The organism is Streptomyces sp. NK08204 (assembly GCF_020400585.1).
GTDB lineage: Bacteria > Actinomycetota > Actinomycetes > Streptomycetales > Streptomycetaceae > Streptomyces.
Window position 1 is genome coordinate 137,238 of the sequence record NZ_JAINVF010000001.1, and the last position, 15,954, is coordinate 153,191.

Here is a 15,954-nt window from a genome sequence, read left to right on the forward strand (position 1 = left end):
GCTTCGGCACGAAGCAGACGCTGATGGTCGCGGCGCTCGCAGATTCCCCGTTCGGGCTCCACGACCCGGTTCCACATCGCACCCTTCATCCAATTTCTCCCTATTGTCATTTCTAGGTTGTCGCCGATTCCTGGTGACCCACGGACCGCACCGCGGCCGAGCACATACGCAGGGAGGCAGGCAGCATGCTCAGCTCACTGGAAGAAGCTCTTCGTGAAGTCGTGTCCGGGGCAGCGCCGACGGGCGACCCGGCATGGGTACGCCAGGTCGAGGAGGTGGCCGAGGAGATCCGGCGCTTCCAGTACACCTACGGTCCGCTGATCAAGGAGGCGGTGGCGGTCCAGCAGCAGCTGCGTCAGCACCCGGACCTGCGGGAGCTCGAACCGCTTCGGGTCGGCCCGGACGGACGGCTCGGCCCGGAAGCACTGGAACGGGCCGAGCGCCTGACTCAGCTGCCGGCGGTGGCGGCGCTCGGCGCATCGGCCGCGCGTCAGGGCTGCAAGGGGATGGGGTTGGTGACCGCGAGCGCCGAGGCGGCCGTCGTCATCGGCGGCCAGGCGGGGGCGGAACTGGTGTGGCTGTGGCCCTACAAGGTCGGTACCTTCCGGACGCCCAACCGGGTTGTGGGCCGTGCCTGGTACGCGGAGACCATCGGGGTCGACATCGGCTACAGCGCGACGCTGGCACCGGTCCCGCTCGACCTGAGCTTCTGGTTCCTGCCACCGGAGAGCACCTCGCACCTGGTGGGGGCCTATCTGGGGTACGAGGGGCCGCCGCTCGGCCCGCTGCGGATCCCGCTGGTCTTCGGCGGCGGGCGGGTCGAGCTGTTCGGGTGGGTGCCGGATGTCCCGCCGACCGGGGCCGAGCCCCCCGCCGAGCCGAGTGCCATCATCAGCGACGCGTTCAAGTACATCGCCGGGTTCCGCATCGTTGCCGAGGTCGGTCTGCACCTGGCGATCGGCGTCATCCGCAAGGGACACCAGATCACCACCGCCGGCGGCGTCGACCTCGCCACGTACTACATCTCCCCGACCAACCTGCAGACCGGCGTGCAGTACGACGGGTCCGACACCGATCACCCCCTGGTCTACGGCAACATCGTCCATCCGCAGCGGGACGACGTGCCGTCGAAACGGTTCCAGACCGGCGAAACGACGACCACCCTCACACTGAGCTTCCCTAAGTGGATGTGCACCGGGATGTCCGCCGCCCCCACGCTCGCCTTCGACGACGACGGCAGCGGCGGCACCACCAACTGGCAGCTGACGAACCAGCCGACCACCACTGACCCGACCTACGAGTACCAGTGGGCCGGCGCCGCCGACCAGACCTGGCAGCAGGACATCAATTTTCACCTCGCGGCCGGCTCCAGCGACGCCCCGCCGCAGACCGGCCAGACGACGTACGAGCTGAAGGGACTCGTCGACACCCTCGCGACCGTCAACGTGCCGATCTCGGCGGGCGACTGCGCGATGACGCTGTCGGCCCAGGTGTTCTCGGCCACCGGGAGCTACACGCTGACCGTCGACCCCGACGTCAACCCCATCGAGGACTACGGCGGGAGCACCGTCACGGCCGACCTGACGGCCGACAACGCGAACGCCGACCCGAAGACGGACCCGAACAACTTCTTTTACCTGCCCGACCCGAACGACAACACGAAACAGCTGATCATCGATTACCCGACGACGGCTCCGGGCCCGTCCGACGGCCCGACCAAAGGCAGAAGCTGGTACGTGGGATACCAGTTCCAGCAGCAGGGCTCGAGCCCCAACGCACAGTTCAGGGCAGTGTTCTGGGAGGTCGGGCAGCCGTTCCTCGAATGGAACCTCTACTTCGGGACCTGGCAGTCGCTCATCGATTCCACCCAGCAGTACACGAGCACCGCATTCTGGTCGAACGGGTCGGTCAACAACAGCGCGACGCTCGCCATCACTCTCACGCCCAGCACCCAGTAGTGCTTGGTCGGGTCTGGACAGCCAGAACGGGACGGGTTCGGGCTCCGTGGCGGGCCATTCGGCCGGCAGCCGACGCACCGGCAGTTCCGGACCGTCGGTGTTCTTGCGGATCTCACGTCCGGCGGGCCGGACCCGCAGGGCTACGGCCTTCGGCGAGGCCGGATCCCAGCTCTCGGGCACAAGCATCCGCCAGCCGACAGCCGCCGGGGCGCCGTCGGAGGCCAGGTGCAGCGACACCCCGGCCTGGCAGTCGGTGGCCTTGCCCGCGGTGCCGGTGTACTGCCTGGCCACGCACGCCGAGGCATTCGCGTCCTCGAGGAGGCCGGTGTCATCGACGGTCAGCGCGGCGTACTAGGCGGTGCGCGGCTCGTCGAACAGGGCGCTCACGGACTCCCCGTTGTGGATGCGCCGTACGGCCTCGGCGAGGGCGGGGGCGATGGACAGGACGCGGAGCTTGTCGGTGTGCTCACCGGCGGGCACGGGCACGGTGTTGGTGCAGACGATCTCCAGGACGTCGGGCTGCTCGCTCAGCCGCTTCAGGGCCCCCGCCGCGAACAGCCCGTGCGTGCATGCCAGCCGGATCGAGCGCGGCTCGGACTCGCGCAGCTTGTCCAGGAGTTCGAGCACGGTACTGCCCTTGGCGATCTCGTCGTCCAGCACGATGACGTCACGGCCGGTGACCTCGCCGATGACGGAGCTGATGCTGACCCGGTCGTCCGCGTACCGCTGCTTGGCTCCGGCCGCCACCTGCGCGCCGATCAGCCGGGCGAAGGCGGCTGCCTCCTTGGCGTTGCCGAGGTCCGGGGAGACGACGGTGGTGCGCGTGAGGTCGTACTGCCGGAAGTGCAGGGCGAGTTCGCGCAGCGCATGCAGATGGTCCACCGGGACCGAGAAGAAGCCGTGCACCTGCGGGGCGTGCAGGGTCATGGCGAGGACCCGGCGCGCGCCCGCAGCCACCAGCAGGTCGGCGACCAGCCGTCCGCCCAGGGAGATGCGCGGCGCGTCCTTCTTGTCGGAGCGGGCGTAGGAGTAGTGCGGCATGACGACCGTGATCCGGGCGGCGGAGGCGCCCCGGGCGGCGTCACACATCAGCAGCAGTTCCACCAGGTGCTCCTGCACCGGCCGGACCAACGGCTGGACCAGGAAGACGTCCCGTTCCCGGCAGTTGGCCTGAAGCTGCACCTCCAGGCAGTCGTTGGCGAACCGGCTCACCCGGATGGGGCTGAGCGGCACTCCGAGGTGGGCGCAGACCTCCTGAGCCAGTTCGGGATGGGCACTGCCGCTGAAGACGGCGATGTCTCGCACGATCCGCTCCTCGCATGGCCGGCACGGGCTGCACCGATCATGCTACGAACCGGCCCCTGTCGTCACCGGGACGTACAGGATCCTGCCTCGTACCGTCGCGGCGCCGGTCAGCGGTGGAGGGACGGGCGAGCCGTGCCCGGCTCAGTGGAGCGTCCAGGTGTACTTGTCGCCGCCGACCCAGCGGACCACGTCCGGGTCGTCCAGGTCGTGGATGACGATGCCGTAGGCCGCGGCGGTCTCCAGCACGTCGGTGACGGTCCTGGCCTCGGCGACCACCTGACCGTCGATCTCCATGATCCGGAAGGGCCGGTCGCCCGGTTTGCCCGCACAGACCCCGAGCACCAGGATCCGCGGCCGGGCGATGTGAGGGGCTGATTGTTCGGTCATGCAATAGAGCGTAGGACGGAACCGGCCGCGACGGGTCGTCCGGCGCAGCCGCCGCGGGGCCCCGTCGTGCGGGCCCGCCGCAGCTGGGCAACCCTGGAGGTGCGTGCCGAGCAGGAGGTGACCATGGATCCCGTCGCGGCCCTGGACCGGATCGCCTTCCTGCTGGAACGCTCGCTCGCGCCCACGTACCGGGTACGGGCCTTCCGCACCGCGGCCCGGGTGCTGGCCGCCCTGCCCGAGAAGGAGGCGGCCGAGCGAGCGGCAGCCGGGACGCTGGAGTCGCTCAGGGGGGTCGGACCCAAGACCGCGCAGGTCGTGCGGGAGGCCCTGGCCGGGGAGGTGCCCGGCTATCTGCGCGCCCTGGAGGAGGAGGCGGAAGGACAGCTCGCCCCCGACGGCGGCGGGGAACTGCGGGCCCTGCTGCGCGGGGACTGCCACACCCACTCCGACTGGTCCGACGGCGGCAGTCCGATCGAGGAGATGGGGCGCGCGGCGGCCCGCCTCGGGCATGAGTGGACGGCCCTCACCGACCACTCCCCGCGCCTGACGGTGGCCCGCGGCCTGTCGTCCGAGCGGCTGCGCGAGCAACTGGACGTCGTGGCGGAGCTGAACACGCGCTGGGCGCCGTTCCGGCTGCTGACCGGCATCGAGTGCGACATCCTGGAGGACGGCTCGCTGGACCAGGAGCCCGACCTGCTCGAGCGCCTGGACGTGGTCGTCGTCTCGGTGCACTCCAAGCTGCGGATGGACGCCCGCGCGATGACCCGGCGGATGGTGGCCGCCGTCCGTGATCCGCACGCCGACGTCCTCGGGCACTGCACCGGACGCCTGGTCACGGGCCGGGGGCGGCCGGAGTCGCAATTCGACGCGGGCGAGGTGTTCGCCGCGTGTGCCGAGTCCGGTACGGCCGTGGAGATCAACAGTCGTCCGGAACGGCTCGACCCGCCCCGGCGGCTGCTGCGCGAGGCCGTGGCGGCGGGGGTGCTGTTCGCCATCGACACCGACGCGCACGCACCCGGCCAGCTGGACTGGCAGATCCTCGGCTGTGCCCGCGCCGAGGAGTGCGGGGTGGCCGCAGAGCGGGTGGTCACCACGTGGCCGGCCGAGGAGCTGCTGGCCTGGACCCGTGAGGGCCGTACGCCGGTCCGCGTGACGGGCGGTTGAGCCGCTTCCGGTGACACAACCGGGTCCACGGCCGGTGACCGGGCCGACCGGAAACCGGTGACCGGGCAGGCGGGAAGCCGGTGACCGGACCGGTCGGAAACCCGTGACCGGGCAGGCGGGAAGCCGGTGACCGGACCCGTCGGAAACCCGTGACCGGGCAGGCGGGAAGCCGGTGACCGGACCCGTCGGAGGCGGGTGGACGGGGCGGCCGGAAGCCGGTGACCGAGACGGGCCGCGAGCCAGTGGACGGGACGGCCGGAGACCGGCGGACAACACGCCCGCAAATCAGCGGACAGGACGGCCAGAGACCGGCGGACAGCACGCCCGCAAGCCGGTGACCGAGACGCCCGCAAGCCAGCGACCAGGGCGGCCGCAAGCCAGCAGACGGAACGGCCGGAGACCGGCGGACAACACGCCCGCAAGCCGGTGACCGAGACGGCCGCAAGCCAGCGACCGGAACGGCCGGAAACTCGTGACCGAACCGGTCAGAATTCGAGAAGCGCCGGCACCCGGGCGGCACGTAGCGTGTCGGCCGGAGTCCGCGCAGGCGGCCCCGCCCGACAGATGGAGAGACGATGAGCATGGCCCGGAGCGCGGCCCCGCAGGCCCCCGCGCCGCACGCCGCCGACAGCCACGACGTGCTCCGCGTGCACGGCGCGCGCGAGAACAACCTCAAGGACGTCACCGTAGAGATCCCGAAGCGCCGGCTGACGGTGTTCACGGGGGTCTCCGGCTCGGGCAAGAGTTCCCTGGTGTTCGACACGATCGCCGCGGAGTCGCAGCGGCTGATCAACGAGACCTACAGCGCGTTCGTGCAGGGCTTCATGCCGACCCTGGCGCGTCCCGAGGTCGACGTCCTGGAAGGGCTGACGACCGCGATCATCGTCGACCAGCAGCGGATGGGCGCCGACCCCCGCTCCACCGTCGGCACCGCCACCGACGCCAACGCGCTGCTGCGCATCCTCTTCAGCCGGCTCGGGCAGCCGCACATCGGCCCGCCCAGCGCGTACGCCTTCAACGTGCCCTCGGTCCGGGCGAGCGGTGCCATCACCGTCGAGCGCGGCGCCCGCAAGACCGAGAAGGCGACCTTCACCCGCACCGGCGGCATGTGCCCGCGCTGCGAGGGCCGGGGCACGGTCTCCGACATCGACCTCACCCAGCTGTACGACGACTCCAAGTCACTGAACGAGGGCGCCCTCACGATCCCCGGCTACAGCATGGACGGCTGGTACGGCCGCATCTTCAAGGGCTGCGGCTTCTTCGACCCGGACAAGCCGATCCGCAGGTACACGAAGAAGGAGCTGCACGACCTCCTCCACAAGGAGCCCACCAAGATCAAGGTGGACGGCGTCAACCTCACCTACGAGGGCCTCATCCCGAAGATCCAGAAGTCGATGCTGGCCAAGGACATCGACGCGCTGCAGCCGCACGTGCGCGCCTTCGTGGAACGGGCCACGACGTTCACCACCTGCCCCGAGTGCGAGGGCACCCGGCTCGCCGAGGGCGCCCGGTCCTCGAAGATCGGGGGGATCAGCATCGCCGACGCCTGCGCGATGCAGATCAGTGACCTGGCCGACTGGGTCCGGGGTCTGGACGAGCCGTCCGTGGCGCCGCTGCTGGAGAAGCTGGGGCACAGCCTCGACTCGTTCGTGGAGATCGGCCTCGGCTATCTCTCGCTGGACCGGTCGGCAGGCACGCTGTCGGGCGGCGAGGCGCAGCGCGTCAAGATGATCCGCCATCTCGGCTCCCCGCTCACCGACACCACCTACGTCTTCGACGAGCCCACGGCGGGCCTGCACCCCCACGACATCCAGCGGATGAACGGCCTGCTGCTGCGGCTGCGGGACAAGGGCAACACGGTGCTCGTCGTGGAGCACAAGCCGGAGGTGATCGCGATCGCCGACCACGTCGTGGACCTCGGTCCCGGTGCCGGTACGGCGGGCGGCACGGTCTGCTTCGAGGGCACCGTGGAGGGGCTGCGGGCCTCCGGCACCGTCACCGGCCGGCACGTCGACGACCGGGCCTCACTGAAGAAGACGGTGCGCAAGCCCACCGGCACGCTGGAGATCCGCGGCGCCACGGCGAACAACCTCCAGGGCGTCGACGTGGACATCCCGCTCGGGGTGCTGGCCGTCGTCACCGGCGTCGCGGGCTCCGGCAAGAGTTCGCTCGTGCACGGCTCGATCCCGCCCGGCGCGGGGGTGGTGTCGGTCGACCAGAGCGCGATCCGCGGTTCGCGGCGGAGCAACCCGGCGACGTACACCGGGCTGCTCGACCCGATCCGCAAGGCGTTCGCCAAGGCCAACGGGGTCAAGCCGGCGCTGTTCAGCGCCAACTCCGAGGGCGCCTGCCCCACCTGCAACGGCGCCGGCGTCGTCTACACCGACCTGGCGATGATGGCCGGCGTCGCCACCACCTGCGAGGACTGTGAGGGGAGGCGGTTCCAGGCCGCGGTGCTGGAGTACCGGCTCGGCGGCCGGAACATCAGCGAGGTGCTGGCGATGCCGGTGACCGAGGCCGAGGCGTTCTTCGGCGCCGGTGAAGCGCACACACCGGCCGCGCACCGCATCCTGGGGCGGCTCGCCGACGTCGGGCTCGGCTACCTCAGCCTCGGCCAGCCGCTCACCACGTTGTCCGGCGGTGAGCGGCAGCGGCTCAAGCTGGCCACGCACATGGCCGAGAAGGGCGGCGTCTACGTCCTGGACGAGCCGACCACTGGCCTGCACCTCGCCGACGTCGAACAGCTGCTCGGCCTGCTGGACCGGCTCGTGGACTCCGGCAAGTCGGTGATCGTCATCGAGCACCATCAGGCGGTCATGGCGCACGCCGACTGGATCATCGACCTCGGCCCCGGCGCCGGTCACGACGGCGGCCGGATCGTCTTCGAGGGCACCCCCGTGGACCTCGTCGCCGCCCGCTCCACCCTCACGGGTGAGCATCTCGCGGCGTACGTCGGCGCCTGACCGGGGCCGGGGCACGGGCCGGGGCCTGGTGGGCCCGGCTCCAGGGCACACCGTGGTGCGTCAGAGCTCGGCTCCCGCTCCGGCGAGTGCCTCGGCGTCGGCGCGCCCGGTGCGTTCGGCCTGCCCCGCTTCGATGAACTCCCGCAGATCCGCGGTGAGCAGCTCCGCGTGGGTGGCGAAGAGTCCGTGGCCGCCGTTCTCGTACACCTTCAGGGTGCTGTGGGGCGCGAGCCGTGCGCTGCGGGCGCCGGTGAGCTCCAGGGGTGCCGAGGCGTCGTGGGTGCCGTGCACGACGAGCACCGGGAGGGTCAGGGCCGCCAGCTCCGCGGCCACGTCCAGGGCGGCGACCACGTCACGTACGGCGTTCGAGGCACGGGGCGTGGAGACCAGGCAGCGGTCGATCATGTAACGGACGTAGGCGGGGGACACCTCGTTGCCGGGCCGGGACAGGGCGAAGAAGTCGTCCGCCAGGGCCGTGAAGTACGCCGCCCGGTCGCGCCGGAACACTTCGTTGTCGGCCTCGACGAGCGCCGGGTCCAGCCCGTCGGGGGTGCCCGGCGAGCGGACGACGCCGGGGGCGACACCGGCGACCAGGGCGAGCCGGGCCACGCGGCCGGTGCCGTGCCGGCTCAGGCAGCGCACTGCCTCACCGGTGCCCACGGAGTGGGCGATCAGGGTGACGTCACCGAGGTCGAGGTGGTCCAGCAGGCCGTGCAGGTCGTCGGCGAGGGTGTCGAGGTCGTAGCCGTCCCAGGTGTCCTCGGATTTGCCGTGGCCGCGCCGGTCCAGGCCGACGCAGCGGTAACCGGCCTCGGCCAGCGGCAGCATCTGGTACTCCCACATCTCGTGCCCCATGTAGGCACTGGCGAGGAAGACGGCGACGGGCCCGGTCGCGGGACCCTGGTCGGTGTAGTGCAGGCGGGCGCCGTCGACGGGGCTCGTGAAGTACGGCATGAGGGCCTCCTCGGGGTGTCCGGCCGATCTCCGGCCGATCCGGCGGTACGGGCGTCGTTCTCGACGACCCCGATGTTTCCCTGATCCCGCACACGGGTCGATTACCTGCCGGGTCATGCCCGTACCGTGAAACGGAGCGGAACAGCACAGCCACCGCCACCGCCACCGCCACCGCCACCGCCACCGCCACCGGAAAACCATTGGCCCGCCCTCCGCCTGGCTACCTACTCTAGGCAAGTACCTAAGCTCTCTAGGTTCCGGGGCGCAGTCCGCCCCGGCAACCGGACTCATCAGAAGGACTCCCCCATGCGACCGCTCACCGAGCAGGACCTACGCGCCTCCTTTGTCAACTGCTCCAAGGGGGAGGCCAAACGGCTGACGGTGCCACGCGATCTCGGCGACCGCCCCTGGGACGATCTCGACTTCCTCGGCTGGCGCGATCCGGGCGCGCCCGACCGCAGCTATCTGGTCACCGAGCGAGCGGGTGAACCGGTGGGGCTCGCGCTGCGCTTCCCCGCCTCGCAGCGCGGGTTCCTGCACCGCAGCATGTGCTCGGTGTGCCTGACGACCCATCCCGGCGGCGGGGTGTCGCTGATGACCGCGCGCAAGGCCGGCCCGGCGGGCCGCGAGGGCAACTCGGTCGGCCTGTACATGTGCACCGACCTGGCGTGTTCGCTGTACGTGCGCGGCAAGAAGGTGCCCGAGTCCGGGACCCGCTTCGAGGAGAGCCTCACCCTCGAGGAGCAGATCGCCCGCCTGACGGGCAATCTGTCCGCGTTCCTCGACAAGCTGTACGTGTGACACCCCGCCACCGGGGGACGGCCACGTTCGACGCGGGCGAGGAGCGGGAACAGGCCAAGGGATGCACGACGTACGGAAGTGGACCGCGAAACTCAGGCGCCTCACGGGGCGCCGCCGGGAACCGGTGGTCGTCCAGACGCTGCGGTCCGCCGCGGCGGCGACGATCGCCTACGTCGTCGCGCTTCGTCTGAGTCCCGAGCCGGCCCCGCTGACCGCGCCCCTGACCGCCCTGCTGGTCGTCCAGGTCACCTTCTACGCCACGCTCACCAACGGCATCCGCCGGGTGAACTCGGTGGTGGCCGGCGTCCTGGTGGCCATCGCGTTCAGCCTGCTGGTGGGGTTGACCTGGTGGAGCCTGGCGCTGCTGATCGTGGCCTCGCTGGCCGTGGGGCACCTGGTGCGCGTCGACGAGTACGTGGCCGAGGTGGCGATCAGCGCCATGCTGGTGCTCGGGGTGACCACCGTCGGGTTCACCGCCTGGGCACGGATCGTGGAGACGTTGATCGGCGCGGTCGTCGGGATGGCCTGCAACCTGCTGCTGCCGCCCCCGGTGTGGGTGGACGAGGCCGGCCGGTCGATCGAGGACCTGGCGCGCCGGGTGCGTCGGCTGATGCTGCGGATGGGTGAGGAGGCAGCGGGCGGCATCCCCTGGCAGCGGGCGGCGGAGCGGCTGCACGAGGCACGCCGGCTGGACCACGACATCGTCCAGGTGGACGCGGCGCTGCGGCAGGCCGAGGACAGTCTGCGGCTCAATCCGCGCGTCAGGGAGGGCCTGCTGCACCGGGTGGTGATGCGCACCGGCCTGGACACGCTGGAGATCTGCACGGTCGTGCTGCGGGTGCTGGCCCGCTCCTTCACGGACCTGGCGAAGGCCCGTGGCGCCCGGGAGCTGTTCCCGCCCCGGATCGGGGCGACGGTGGAGCAGTTGCTGTCGGAGATCGGCGACGCCGTGGTGAGCTTCGCGGTCCTCGTCACCACGCATCTGAGCGAGAACGCCGAGTCGGCCGAGGCACGGCTGACGGCCGAGCTGCACACGGCGGCCAACACCCGCGACCGGCTCGCCGAGCTGCTGGCGGCCGAGGTCCGCAAGGACGGGGAGAACTGGCAGCTGCTGGGCGCCGTGCTCACTGAGGTGAACCGGATGATCGACGAACTCGACACCGAGCACCGCACCCGCCGCCTGCTGGAGGAACTGGACCGGGTGTCCCGGGCCCAGCGGACCAAGCTGCTGGGCATGTCCCGGCTGCGTGAGAGGCTCGGTGTGCAGGACCGGCTGTGGCGCAACCGCGCCGGGTTCGGCGGAGGTTCCTGGTGACGAGGTGAAGCGCGAAGAGGCCCGGTGCGGGGCGGAAAGGGAGGCACGGGCGGTGGGGCGAGGCTGGAGCAGGCGGCGCTTCGTCGGGGCCGTGGCGGGCGCGGCGGCCGTCGTGGCGGTCCCGTCGCCCGCGGCACCACCGGCGGGCGGCGCCCCCGCACCCGAATCTGCGCCCGCGCCCGCGCCCGCGCCCGCGCCTGATGAGAAGACGTCCGCCGGATCACCCCGGGAGGGATCCGCACCCCGCCCGCTGTACCTGGGCACCTACACCTCCGTCGACGGCGGCGGCACCGGCATCGCGACGGCCTCGTACGACCCGGCGACCGGCCGGATCACCGGCTCGGGAACGCTCACGGGTGTGCCCGACCCGTCGTATCTCGCCCGTCACCCGGACGGCCGCACGCTGTACGCCGTGAACGAGTGCGAGGACGGCGCGGTCACGGCGATCCGCCTCGCGGACCGGCGGATCCTCGGCACCCGGAGCACGGGCGGCGCCGGGACCTGCCACCTGTCGGTGCATCCCAGCGGGCGCTGGCTGCTCAGCGCCGACTACCGGTCGGGCAGCGTCGCCGTGCACCCGATCGACGCCTCGGGCGCCCTCGGCGAGCGCAGCGACCGGGTCACCCACACCGCGCCGCCGCCCGGTCCCGGCCGACAGGGCCCGCACGCCCACCAGGTCGTCACCGGCCCCGACGGCCGTCACGTCCTCGCCGTCGACCTCGGCACCGACACCGTCCACACCTACCGCCTCGACCACACGAAGGGCACGCTGACGCCGGTGGCCCAGGCGCACACCCGGCCGGGCGCGGGGCCGCGCCATCTGACCTTCCATCCGGGCGGCCGGTACGCGTACCTCGCCGACGAGGTGGACGACACGGTCACGGTCTGCGGCTACGACCCGGACACCGGACGGCTGACCGTCGGGGAGCCGCAGCCGACGGGTTCGGGCGGCGTGACCAACTACCCGGCGCAGCTGCTGGTGACGGCGAACGGCCGCTATGCCTTCCTGGCCAACCGCGGTGCCGACTGCCTGGCCCGGTACGCCGTCGAGGCGGACGGCGCGCGGCTGCGGCTGCTCGGCACGGTACCGGTGGCCGGGGACTTCCCGCGGCAGATCGCGTTCTCGCCGGACGGGCGGCTGCTGTTCGCGGCGAACCAGCGGTCGAGCACCGTCAGCGTCTTCCACGTGGACGCGGACCAGGGCGGACTGCGCCTGGCGGGCGAGCCGTTCGCCTCACCCGTCGCCGTCTGCGCGCTGCCGCTGTAGGGCCCGGGGGCAGGCGGCGGCGCCGGCCTGCGCCAGCAGGACGTGCACGCGCTCGGCGAGCTGCGGAAGGTCGTCGGCGGGCGCGTGGAAAGGCAGCCGTACGTCGCCGTGGGCGCGGGTGCGTTCGATGCGCAGGGTCAGTCCGTGCCGGTCGACGGCGAGGGGCCGTACCCGGGTCGCGGCGTGCAGGCTCTCCGGCCGCACGAGCCGGGTGAGCCGCTCGACGGCGTCCGGGTGGGCCTCGGCGAGGTGGGTGAGCAGCCGGGCCTCGTCGCCGGTCAGCGGGTCGGGCCGGGCGGCGGCGAACTCGTCGACGTCCACGAGGACCGGACCCGAGGGCTGCCGCAGCACCACCCGGGTGGGCCGGAGCAGCAGGTCGTCGCCGACGGGGGTGCACCACCCGGCGAGCCACAGCCGGGCGCGGATGCGGTTGCGCACCGGTACGGGAGCCACGTCGGCGAACTCCAGCACGGCGGACGGCTCCCCGCGTGGGGCGCACAGCGCCGCCGTGCGCAGGGCACTGTCCACGGGTGCGGCGAGCACCACCTCTCCGCCGTCGGTCACGGAGTGCACGCCGGCGTACTCCTCACGGGCGCCGCCGGCGGTCACCGCGCAGGACCACGCGGCGGCCAGCACCGACCGCGCCCGTTCAGCCACCCCGGGTCCAGCCGCCCAGCCGCGCGTGCCGTCCATACCGTCCGCCATCCTGAGACCTCCTCATTAGGTAAGCCTTGCCTAACTTATCGGAGATCGGAGCAAGCGCCAACCGCGCGCGGGCCCCTGTGAGGCCGGGGAGTTATCCGAGGACACCCAGCAGGGCACGGGCACACAGGTCCCGGACCTGTTCCCGGGCCGGCGAGCCGTCGCGCAGCCACTCGAGGCAGACGGCCGTGGTGAACGCGAGCCAGCCGCGCACGGCCAGGCGCACCTCCGGGCCGCGGTCGAACACGGACCCGAACTCCGGGTCGGCCGCCAGCGCGGCCAGGATCTGCCGTTCCTGCGCGGCCAGCGCATGCTGGTAGACGCGCCGCACGGCCTGGTCCCCGGCCGCATCGGCGCGGTGGAAGGCACGGAAGCCATGAGCGTGCGCCTGGACGTAGGCGAGGTATGCGTCGAGATTGGCGGTGAGCTGTTCGCGCGCCGGCACCCCGGGCACCGCCGCCGTCATACGCAGCATGCGCTCGCTCTCGCGCTCCACCACGGCCGCGAAGAAGTCCCGCTTGGTGGGGAAGTAGTGGTACAGCAGCCCGCGCGAGACTCCGGCGATCTCGGCCACCTGCTCGATCCACACGTCGTCGTAGGGACTTTCCGAGAACAGCCTCGCCCCGACGGACAGCAGCTGTTCACGGCGCTCCTCGGTGCTGAGTCTGCGCCGGGCACGCTCCCCCTGGTTCGCGGACATGGCGCCACTTTACTTGACGCCGGTTCAACAAGCGGACGACACTGGGAGCCTTATTGAACCCACGTACAACACGCGTGTTCGCAGGGACAACGCTGCGTTGCATCAAGGGAGATCGCGTCATGGCGCAGACGAGGGAGACCGGGCTGCCGAAGGGGTTCCGGGGTGCCGAGCAGGGCTGGCCCGAGCTGGACCGCATCCCGCATCCGCCGCGCCGGCTGCCGCTGCTCGGCGATGTCATCGGCGTCGACCGGCACCGCCCCCTGCAGGACTCCATGCGCTTCGGGCGCGAGCTGGGCCCGATCTTCCGGCGCCGCGCCTTCGGCAACGAGTTCGTGTTCGTGTGGGGCTCCCGCCTGGTCGCCGATCTCGCCGACGAGGCCCGGTTCGCCAAGCACGTGGGCCTCGGGGTCGCCAATCTGCGTCCGGTCGCCGGGGACGGCCTGTTCACGGCGTACAACCACGAGCCGAACTGGCAGCTGGCGCACGATGTTCTGGCGCCCGGTTTCAGCCGGGAGGCCATGGAGGGCTACCACGGGATGATGCTGGAGGTCGCCGAGCGGCTGACCGGCCACTGGGACCGCGAGCTGGCGGCCGGACGCACGGTGGACGTGCCCGGCGACATGACCAGGCTGACCCTGGAGACGATCGCGCGCACCGGGTTCGGGCACGGCTTCGGGTCCTTCGAGCGGGACCGGCCGCACCCCTTCGTCACAGCGATGGTGGGGACGCTCACCTACGCGCAGCGCCTGAACAGCGTGCCCACGCCGCTGGCGCCGCTGCTGCTGCGCGGCGCCGCCCGGCGCAACGAGGCCGACATCGCCCGTCTGAACCGCACGGTCGACGACGTGGTGGCGGCCCGGCGCCGCTCCGGCGGCGGGGACGGGGACCTGCTGGACCGCATGCTGGAGACGGCCCACCCCAGGACCGGGGAGCGGCTGTCGGCCGAGAACGTCCGCAAGCAGGTGATCACGTTCCTGGTGGCGGGCCACGAGACCACCTCGGGCGCGCTCTCCTTCGCCCTGTACTATCTCGCCCGGCACCCGGACGTCGCCGCGCGGGCCCGCGCCGAGGTGGACCGGATCTGGGGCGACACCCCCCGGCCCGGCTACGACCAGGTCGCCAAACTGCGCTACGTCCGCCGGGTGCTGGACGAGTCGCTACGGCTGTGGCCGACCGCGCCCGCCTACGCCCGGGAGGCCCGGCACGACACGGTGCTGGCCGGGGAGCATCCGATGCGGCGCGGCGCCTGGACGCTGGTGCTGCTGCCGCTGCTGCACCGCGACCCGCAGGTGTGGGGCGCGGACGCCGAGCGGTTCGACCCGGACCGGTTCGACGCCAAGGCCGTACGGTCCCGCCCCGCGCACACCTTCAAGCCGTTCGGGACCGGCGCGCGGGCCTGCATCGGCCGCCAGTTCGCGCTGCACGAGGCGACGCTGGTGCTCGGTCTGCTGCTGCGCCGCTACGAGCTGCGGCCCGATCCGGACTACCGGCTGCGGGTCACCGAACGCCTGACGGTGATGCCGGAGGGGCTGCGGCTCGGCCTGGAGCGGCGCACCGCCCCCGCAACCACCGCCGCCACTCCGGCCGGGGACGGTTCACTGACTATCGGCTGAACACCTCGAAGGCCACGGCCGGTGTACCGCCGAAGCGGTCCGCGGTGGCGGTCGCGTTGGCGGTCAGGAAGCCGCGGACGTAGGTCTCCGGGTCCTCGGTGGTCAACGCCTCTATGTAGGAGCGGTGTTCGAGCAGGGAGCGCACCGCCCGCTCCAGCCCGGGTGTGGCGTCCACCGCGTGGGTCGGCTGCGCGGAACCAGCGATGGCGACCCAGCGGACGCCGTTCCAGGGCTCCAGCCCCTGCTCGATGAGTTCGGGGAAGATCCATCGGTTGCCGGCGTCGGCCGCCGCGTCCAGGGTGGCCCGGCCGACGGCGACATGGTCGGGCGTGTTCCAGGCGACCCCGCCCCAGGTGTCACGGTGGTTGAGGGTGATGACGAGTTCCGGGCGGTGACGGCGGATCGCCGCGGCGATGTCGCGGCGCAGCGCGGGACCGTACTCGATCATTCCGTCCCGGTGGTCCAGGAACTCCACGCTGTCCACGCCGACGACGGCCGCACTCGCCCGCTGCTCGCGCTCGCGCAGCGGGCCGCAGGTGGCGGGATCGAGGGTGTCGATCCCGGCCTCCCCGCGGGTCGCCAGCACATAGGCGACCTCGCGGCCGGCGTCGGTCCAGGCGGCGACGGCCGCCGCGCACCCGTACTCCAGGTCGTCGGGGTGCGCGACCACGGCGAGGGCGCGCCGCCAGTCGTCGGGCAGGGGCTGGAGCTGAGTGATCGTAGAGTCGGTCATGGGCGCAGACTAAGCCGCCGCGCCCCTCCTCCCAACGCCTTTTGTCACAGCGACGTCTGGCGCCGCGGCGGCTCCTTCGTCACGGCCGCCGT

General features: G+C 72.0%; 13 protein-coding genes and 1 pseudogene. 7 read left to right on the top strand and 7 right to left on the bottom strand.

Annotated elements, in window-relative coordinates:
- Positions 1-185 precede the first annotated feature (185 nt).
- Positions 186-1,958 (top strand): hypothetical protein, encoded by a 1,773-nt coding sequence (locus tag K7G59_RS00610; protein ID WP_225829774.1) that lies wholly within the window; start codon positions 186-188, stop codon positions 1,956-1,958.
- Between the two features lie 114 nt (positions 1,959-2,072).
- On the opposite strand, the pseudogene K7G59_RS00615 reads toward K7G59_RS00610, so the two are convergent.
- The 3 genes and pseudogenes from K7G59_RS00615 to K7G59_RS00625 all read right to left on the bottom strand — a co-directional run.
- Positions 2,073-2,300, bottom strand: a pseudogene (locus K7G59_RS00615) (transposase); the annotation flags it as partial.
- A 9-nt stretch (positions 2,301-2,309) separates the two neighbouring features.
- Positions 2,310-3,263, bottom strand: a complete 954-nt coding sequence (locus tag K7G59_RS00620; RefSeq protein ID WP_225829775.1) for a ribose-phosphate pyrophosphokinase — start codon at positions 3,261-3,263, stop codon at positions 2,310-2,312.
- Positions 3,264-3,404: 141 nt separating this feature from the next.
- Positions 3,405-3,650, bottom strand: a complete 246-nt coding sequence (locus K7G59_RS00625; RefSeq protein ID WP_225829776.1) for a hypothetical protein — start codon at positions 3,648-3,650, stop codon at positions 3,405-3,407.
- Positions 3,651-3,773: 123 nt separating this feature from the next.
- Between K7G59_RS00625 and K7G59_RS00630 the strand changes: the two genes are divergently transcribed.
- On the top strand, positions 3,774-4,814 hold the full coding sequence (locus tag K7G59_RS00630; protein WP_225829777.1) for a PHP domain-containing protein: 1,041 nt from the start codon (positions 3,774-3,776) through the stop codon (positions 4,812-4,814).
- 581 nt (positions 4,815-5,395) lie between these two features.
- Positions 5,396-7,777, top strand: a complete 2,382-nt coding sequence (locus K7G59_RS00635; protein WP_225830231.1) for an excinuclease ABC subunit UvrA — start codon at positions 5,396-5,398, stop codon at positions 7,775-7,777.
- Between the two features lie 60 nt (positions 7,778-7,837).
- On the opposite strand, the gene K7G59_RS00640 is transcribed toward K7G59_RS00635, so the two are convergent.
- Positions 7,838-8,731: an alpha/beta fold hydrolase gene (locus tag K7G59_RS00640; protein WP_225829778.1), complete on the bottom strand. Its 894-nt coding sequence runs from the start codon at positions 8,729-8,731 to the stop codon at positions 7,838-7,840.
- A gap of 306 nt (positions 8,732-9,037) precedes the next feature.
- Here K7G59_RS00640 and K7G59_RS00645 point away from each other — a divergent pair, with 306 nt between their 5' ends.
- From K7G59_RS00645 to K7G59_RS00655, 3 genes are all read left to right on the top strand, one after another.
- The gene (locus tag K7G59_RS00645; protein WP_225829779.1) at positions 9,038-9,532 is read left to right on the top strand and encodes an FBP domain-containing protein; all 495 of its coding nucleotides are present in this window, start codon (positions 9,038-9,040) and stop codon (positions 9,530-9,532) included.
- Between the two features lie 61 nt (positions 9,533-9,593).
- The gene (locus K7G59_RS00650) at positions 9,594-10,847 is read left to right on the top strand and encodes an aromatic acid exporter family protein (RefSeq protein ID WP_225829780.1); all 1,254 of its coding nucleotides are present in this window, start codon (positions 9,594-9,596) and stop codon (positions 10,845-10,847) included.
- Between the two features lie 52 nt (positions 10,848-10,899).
- A complete protein-coding gene (locus tag K7G59_RS00655; RefSeq protein ID WP_225829781.1) occupies positions 10,900-12,114 on the top strand; it encodes a lactonase family protein in 1,215 nt (404 codons plus the stop codon).
- Here the strand turns inward: K7G59_RS00655 and K7G59_RS00660 are convergent.
- Both K7G59_RS00660 and K7G59_RS00665 read right to left on the bottom strand, forming a co-directional pair.
- Positions 12,082-12,807: a DUF2470 domain-containing protein gene (locus K7G59_RS00660; RefSeq protein ID WP_225830232.1), complete on the bottom strand. Its 726-nt coding sequence runs from the start codon at positions 12,805-12,807 to the stop codon at positions 12,082-12,084. The genes K7G59_RS00655 and K7G59_RS00660 overlap by 33 nt on opposite strands.
- 103 nt (positions 12,808-12,910) lie before the next feature.
- Entirely contained in the window at positions 12,911-13,516 is a 606-nt protein-coding gene (locus K7G59_RS00665) for a TetR/AcrR family transcriptional regulator (protein WP_225829782.1), read from the bottom strand.
- 119 nt (positions 13,517-13,635) lie between these two features.
- On the opposite strand from K7G59_RS00665, the gene K7G59_RS00670 reads away from it, so the two are divergent.
- Positions 13,636-15,129 (top strand): cytochrome P450, encoded by a 1,494-nt coding sequence (locus tag K7G59_RS00670; protein WP_225829783.1) that lies wholly within the window; start codon positions 13,636-13,638, stop codon positions 15,127-15,129.
- Here K7G59_RS00670 and K7G59_RS00675 read toward each other — a convergent pair.
- Positions 15,119-15,862, bottom strand: coding sequence for a PIG-L deacetylase family protein (locus K7G59_RS00675; protein ID WP_225829784.1), 744 nt, complete (start codon positions 15,860-15,862; stop codon positions 15,119-15,121). The genes K7G59_RS00670 and K7G59_RS00675 overlap by 11 nt on opposite strands.
- Positions 15,863-15,954 lie beyond the last annotated feature (92 nt).

Bases quoted from the DNA above. Each gene is read 5' to 3' on its own strand.
- K7G59_RS00630 (WP_225829777.1), top strand. From the start codon at position 3,774: ATGGATCCCGTCGCGGCCCTGGACCGGATCGCCTTCCTGCTGGAACGC.
- K7G59_RS00645 (WP_225829779.1), top strand. From the start codon at position 9,038: ATGCGACCGCTCACCGAGCAGGACCTACGCGCCTCCTTTGTCAACTGC.
- K7G59_RS00635 (WP_225830231.1), top strand. From the start codon at position 5,396: ATGGCCCGGAGCGCGGCCCCGCAGGCCCCCGCGCCGCACGCCGCCGAC.
- K7G59_RS00670 (WP_225829783.1), top strand. From the start codon at position 13,636: ATGGCGCAGACGAGGGAGACCGGGCTGCCGAAGGGGTTCCGGGGTGCC.
- K7G59_RS00665 (WP_225829782.1), bottom strand. From the start codon at position 13,516: ATGTCCGCGAACCAGGGGGAGCGTGCCCGGCGCAGACTCAGCACCGAG.
- K7G59_RS00675 (WP_225829784.1), bottom strand. From the start codon at position 15,862: ATGACCGACTCTACGATCACTCAGCTCCAGCCCCTGCCCGACGACTGG.
- K7G59_RS00660 (WP_225830232.1), bottom strand. From the start codon at position 12,807: ATGGACGGCACGCGCGGCTGGGCGGCTGGACCCGGGGTGGCTGAACGG.
- K7G59_RS00650 (WP_225829780.1), top strand. From the start codon at position 9,594: ATGCACGACGTACGGAAGTGGACCGCGAAACTCAGGCGCCTCACGGGG.
- K7G59_RS00610 (WP_225829774.1), top strand. From the start codon at position 186: ATGCTCAGCTCACTGGAAGAAGCTCTTCGTGAAGTCGTGTCCGGGGCA.
- K7G59_RS00640 (WP_225829778.1), bottom strand. From the start codon at position 8,731: ATGCCGTACTTCACGAGCCCCGTCGACGGCGCCCGCCTGCACTACACC.
- K7G59_RS00625 (WP_225829776.1), bottom strand. From the start codon at position 3,650: ATGACCGAACAATCAGCCCCTCACATCGCCCGGCCGCGGATCCTGGTG.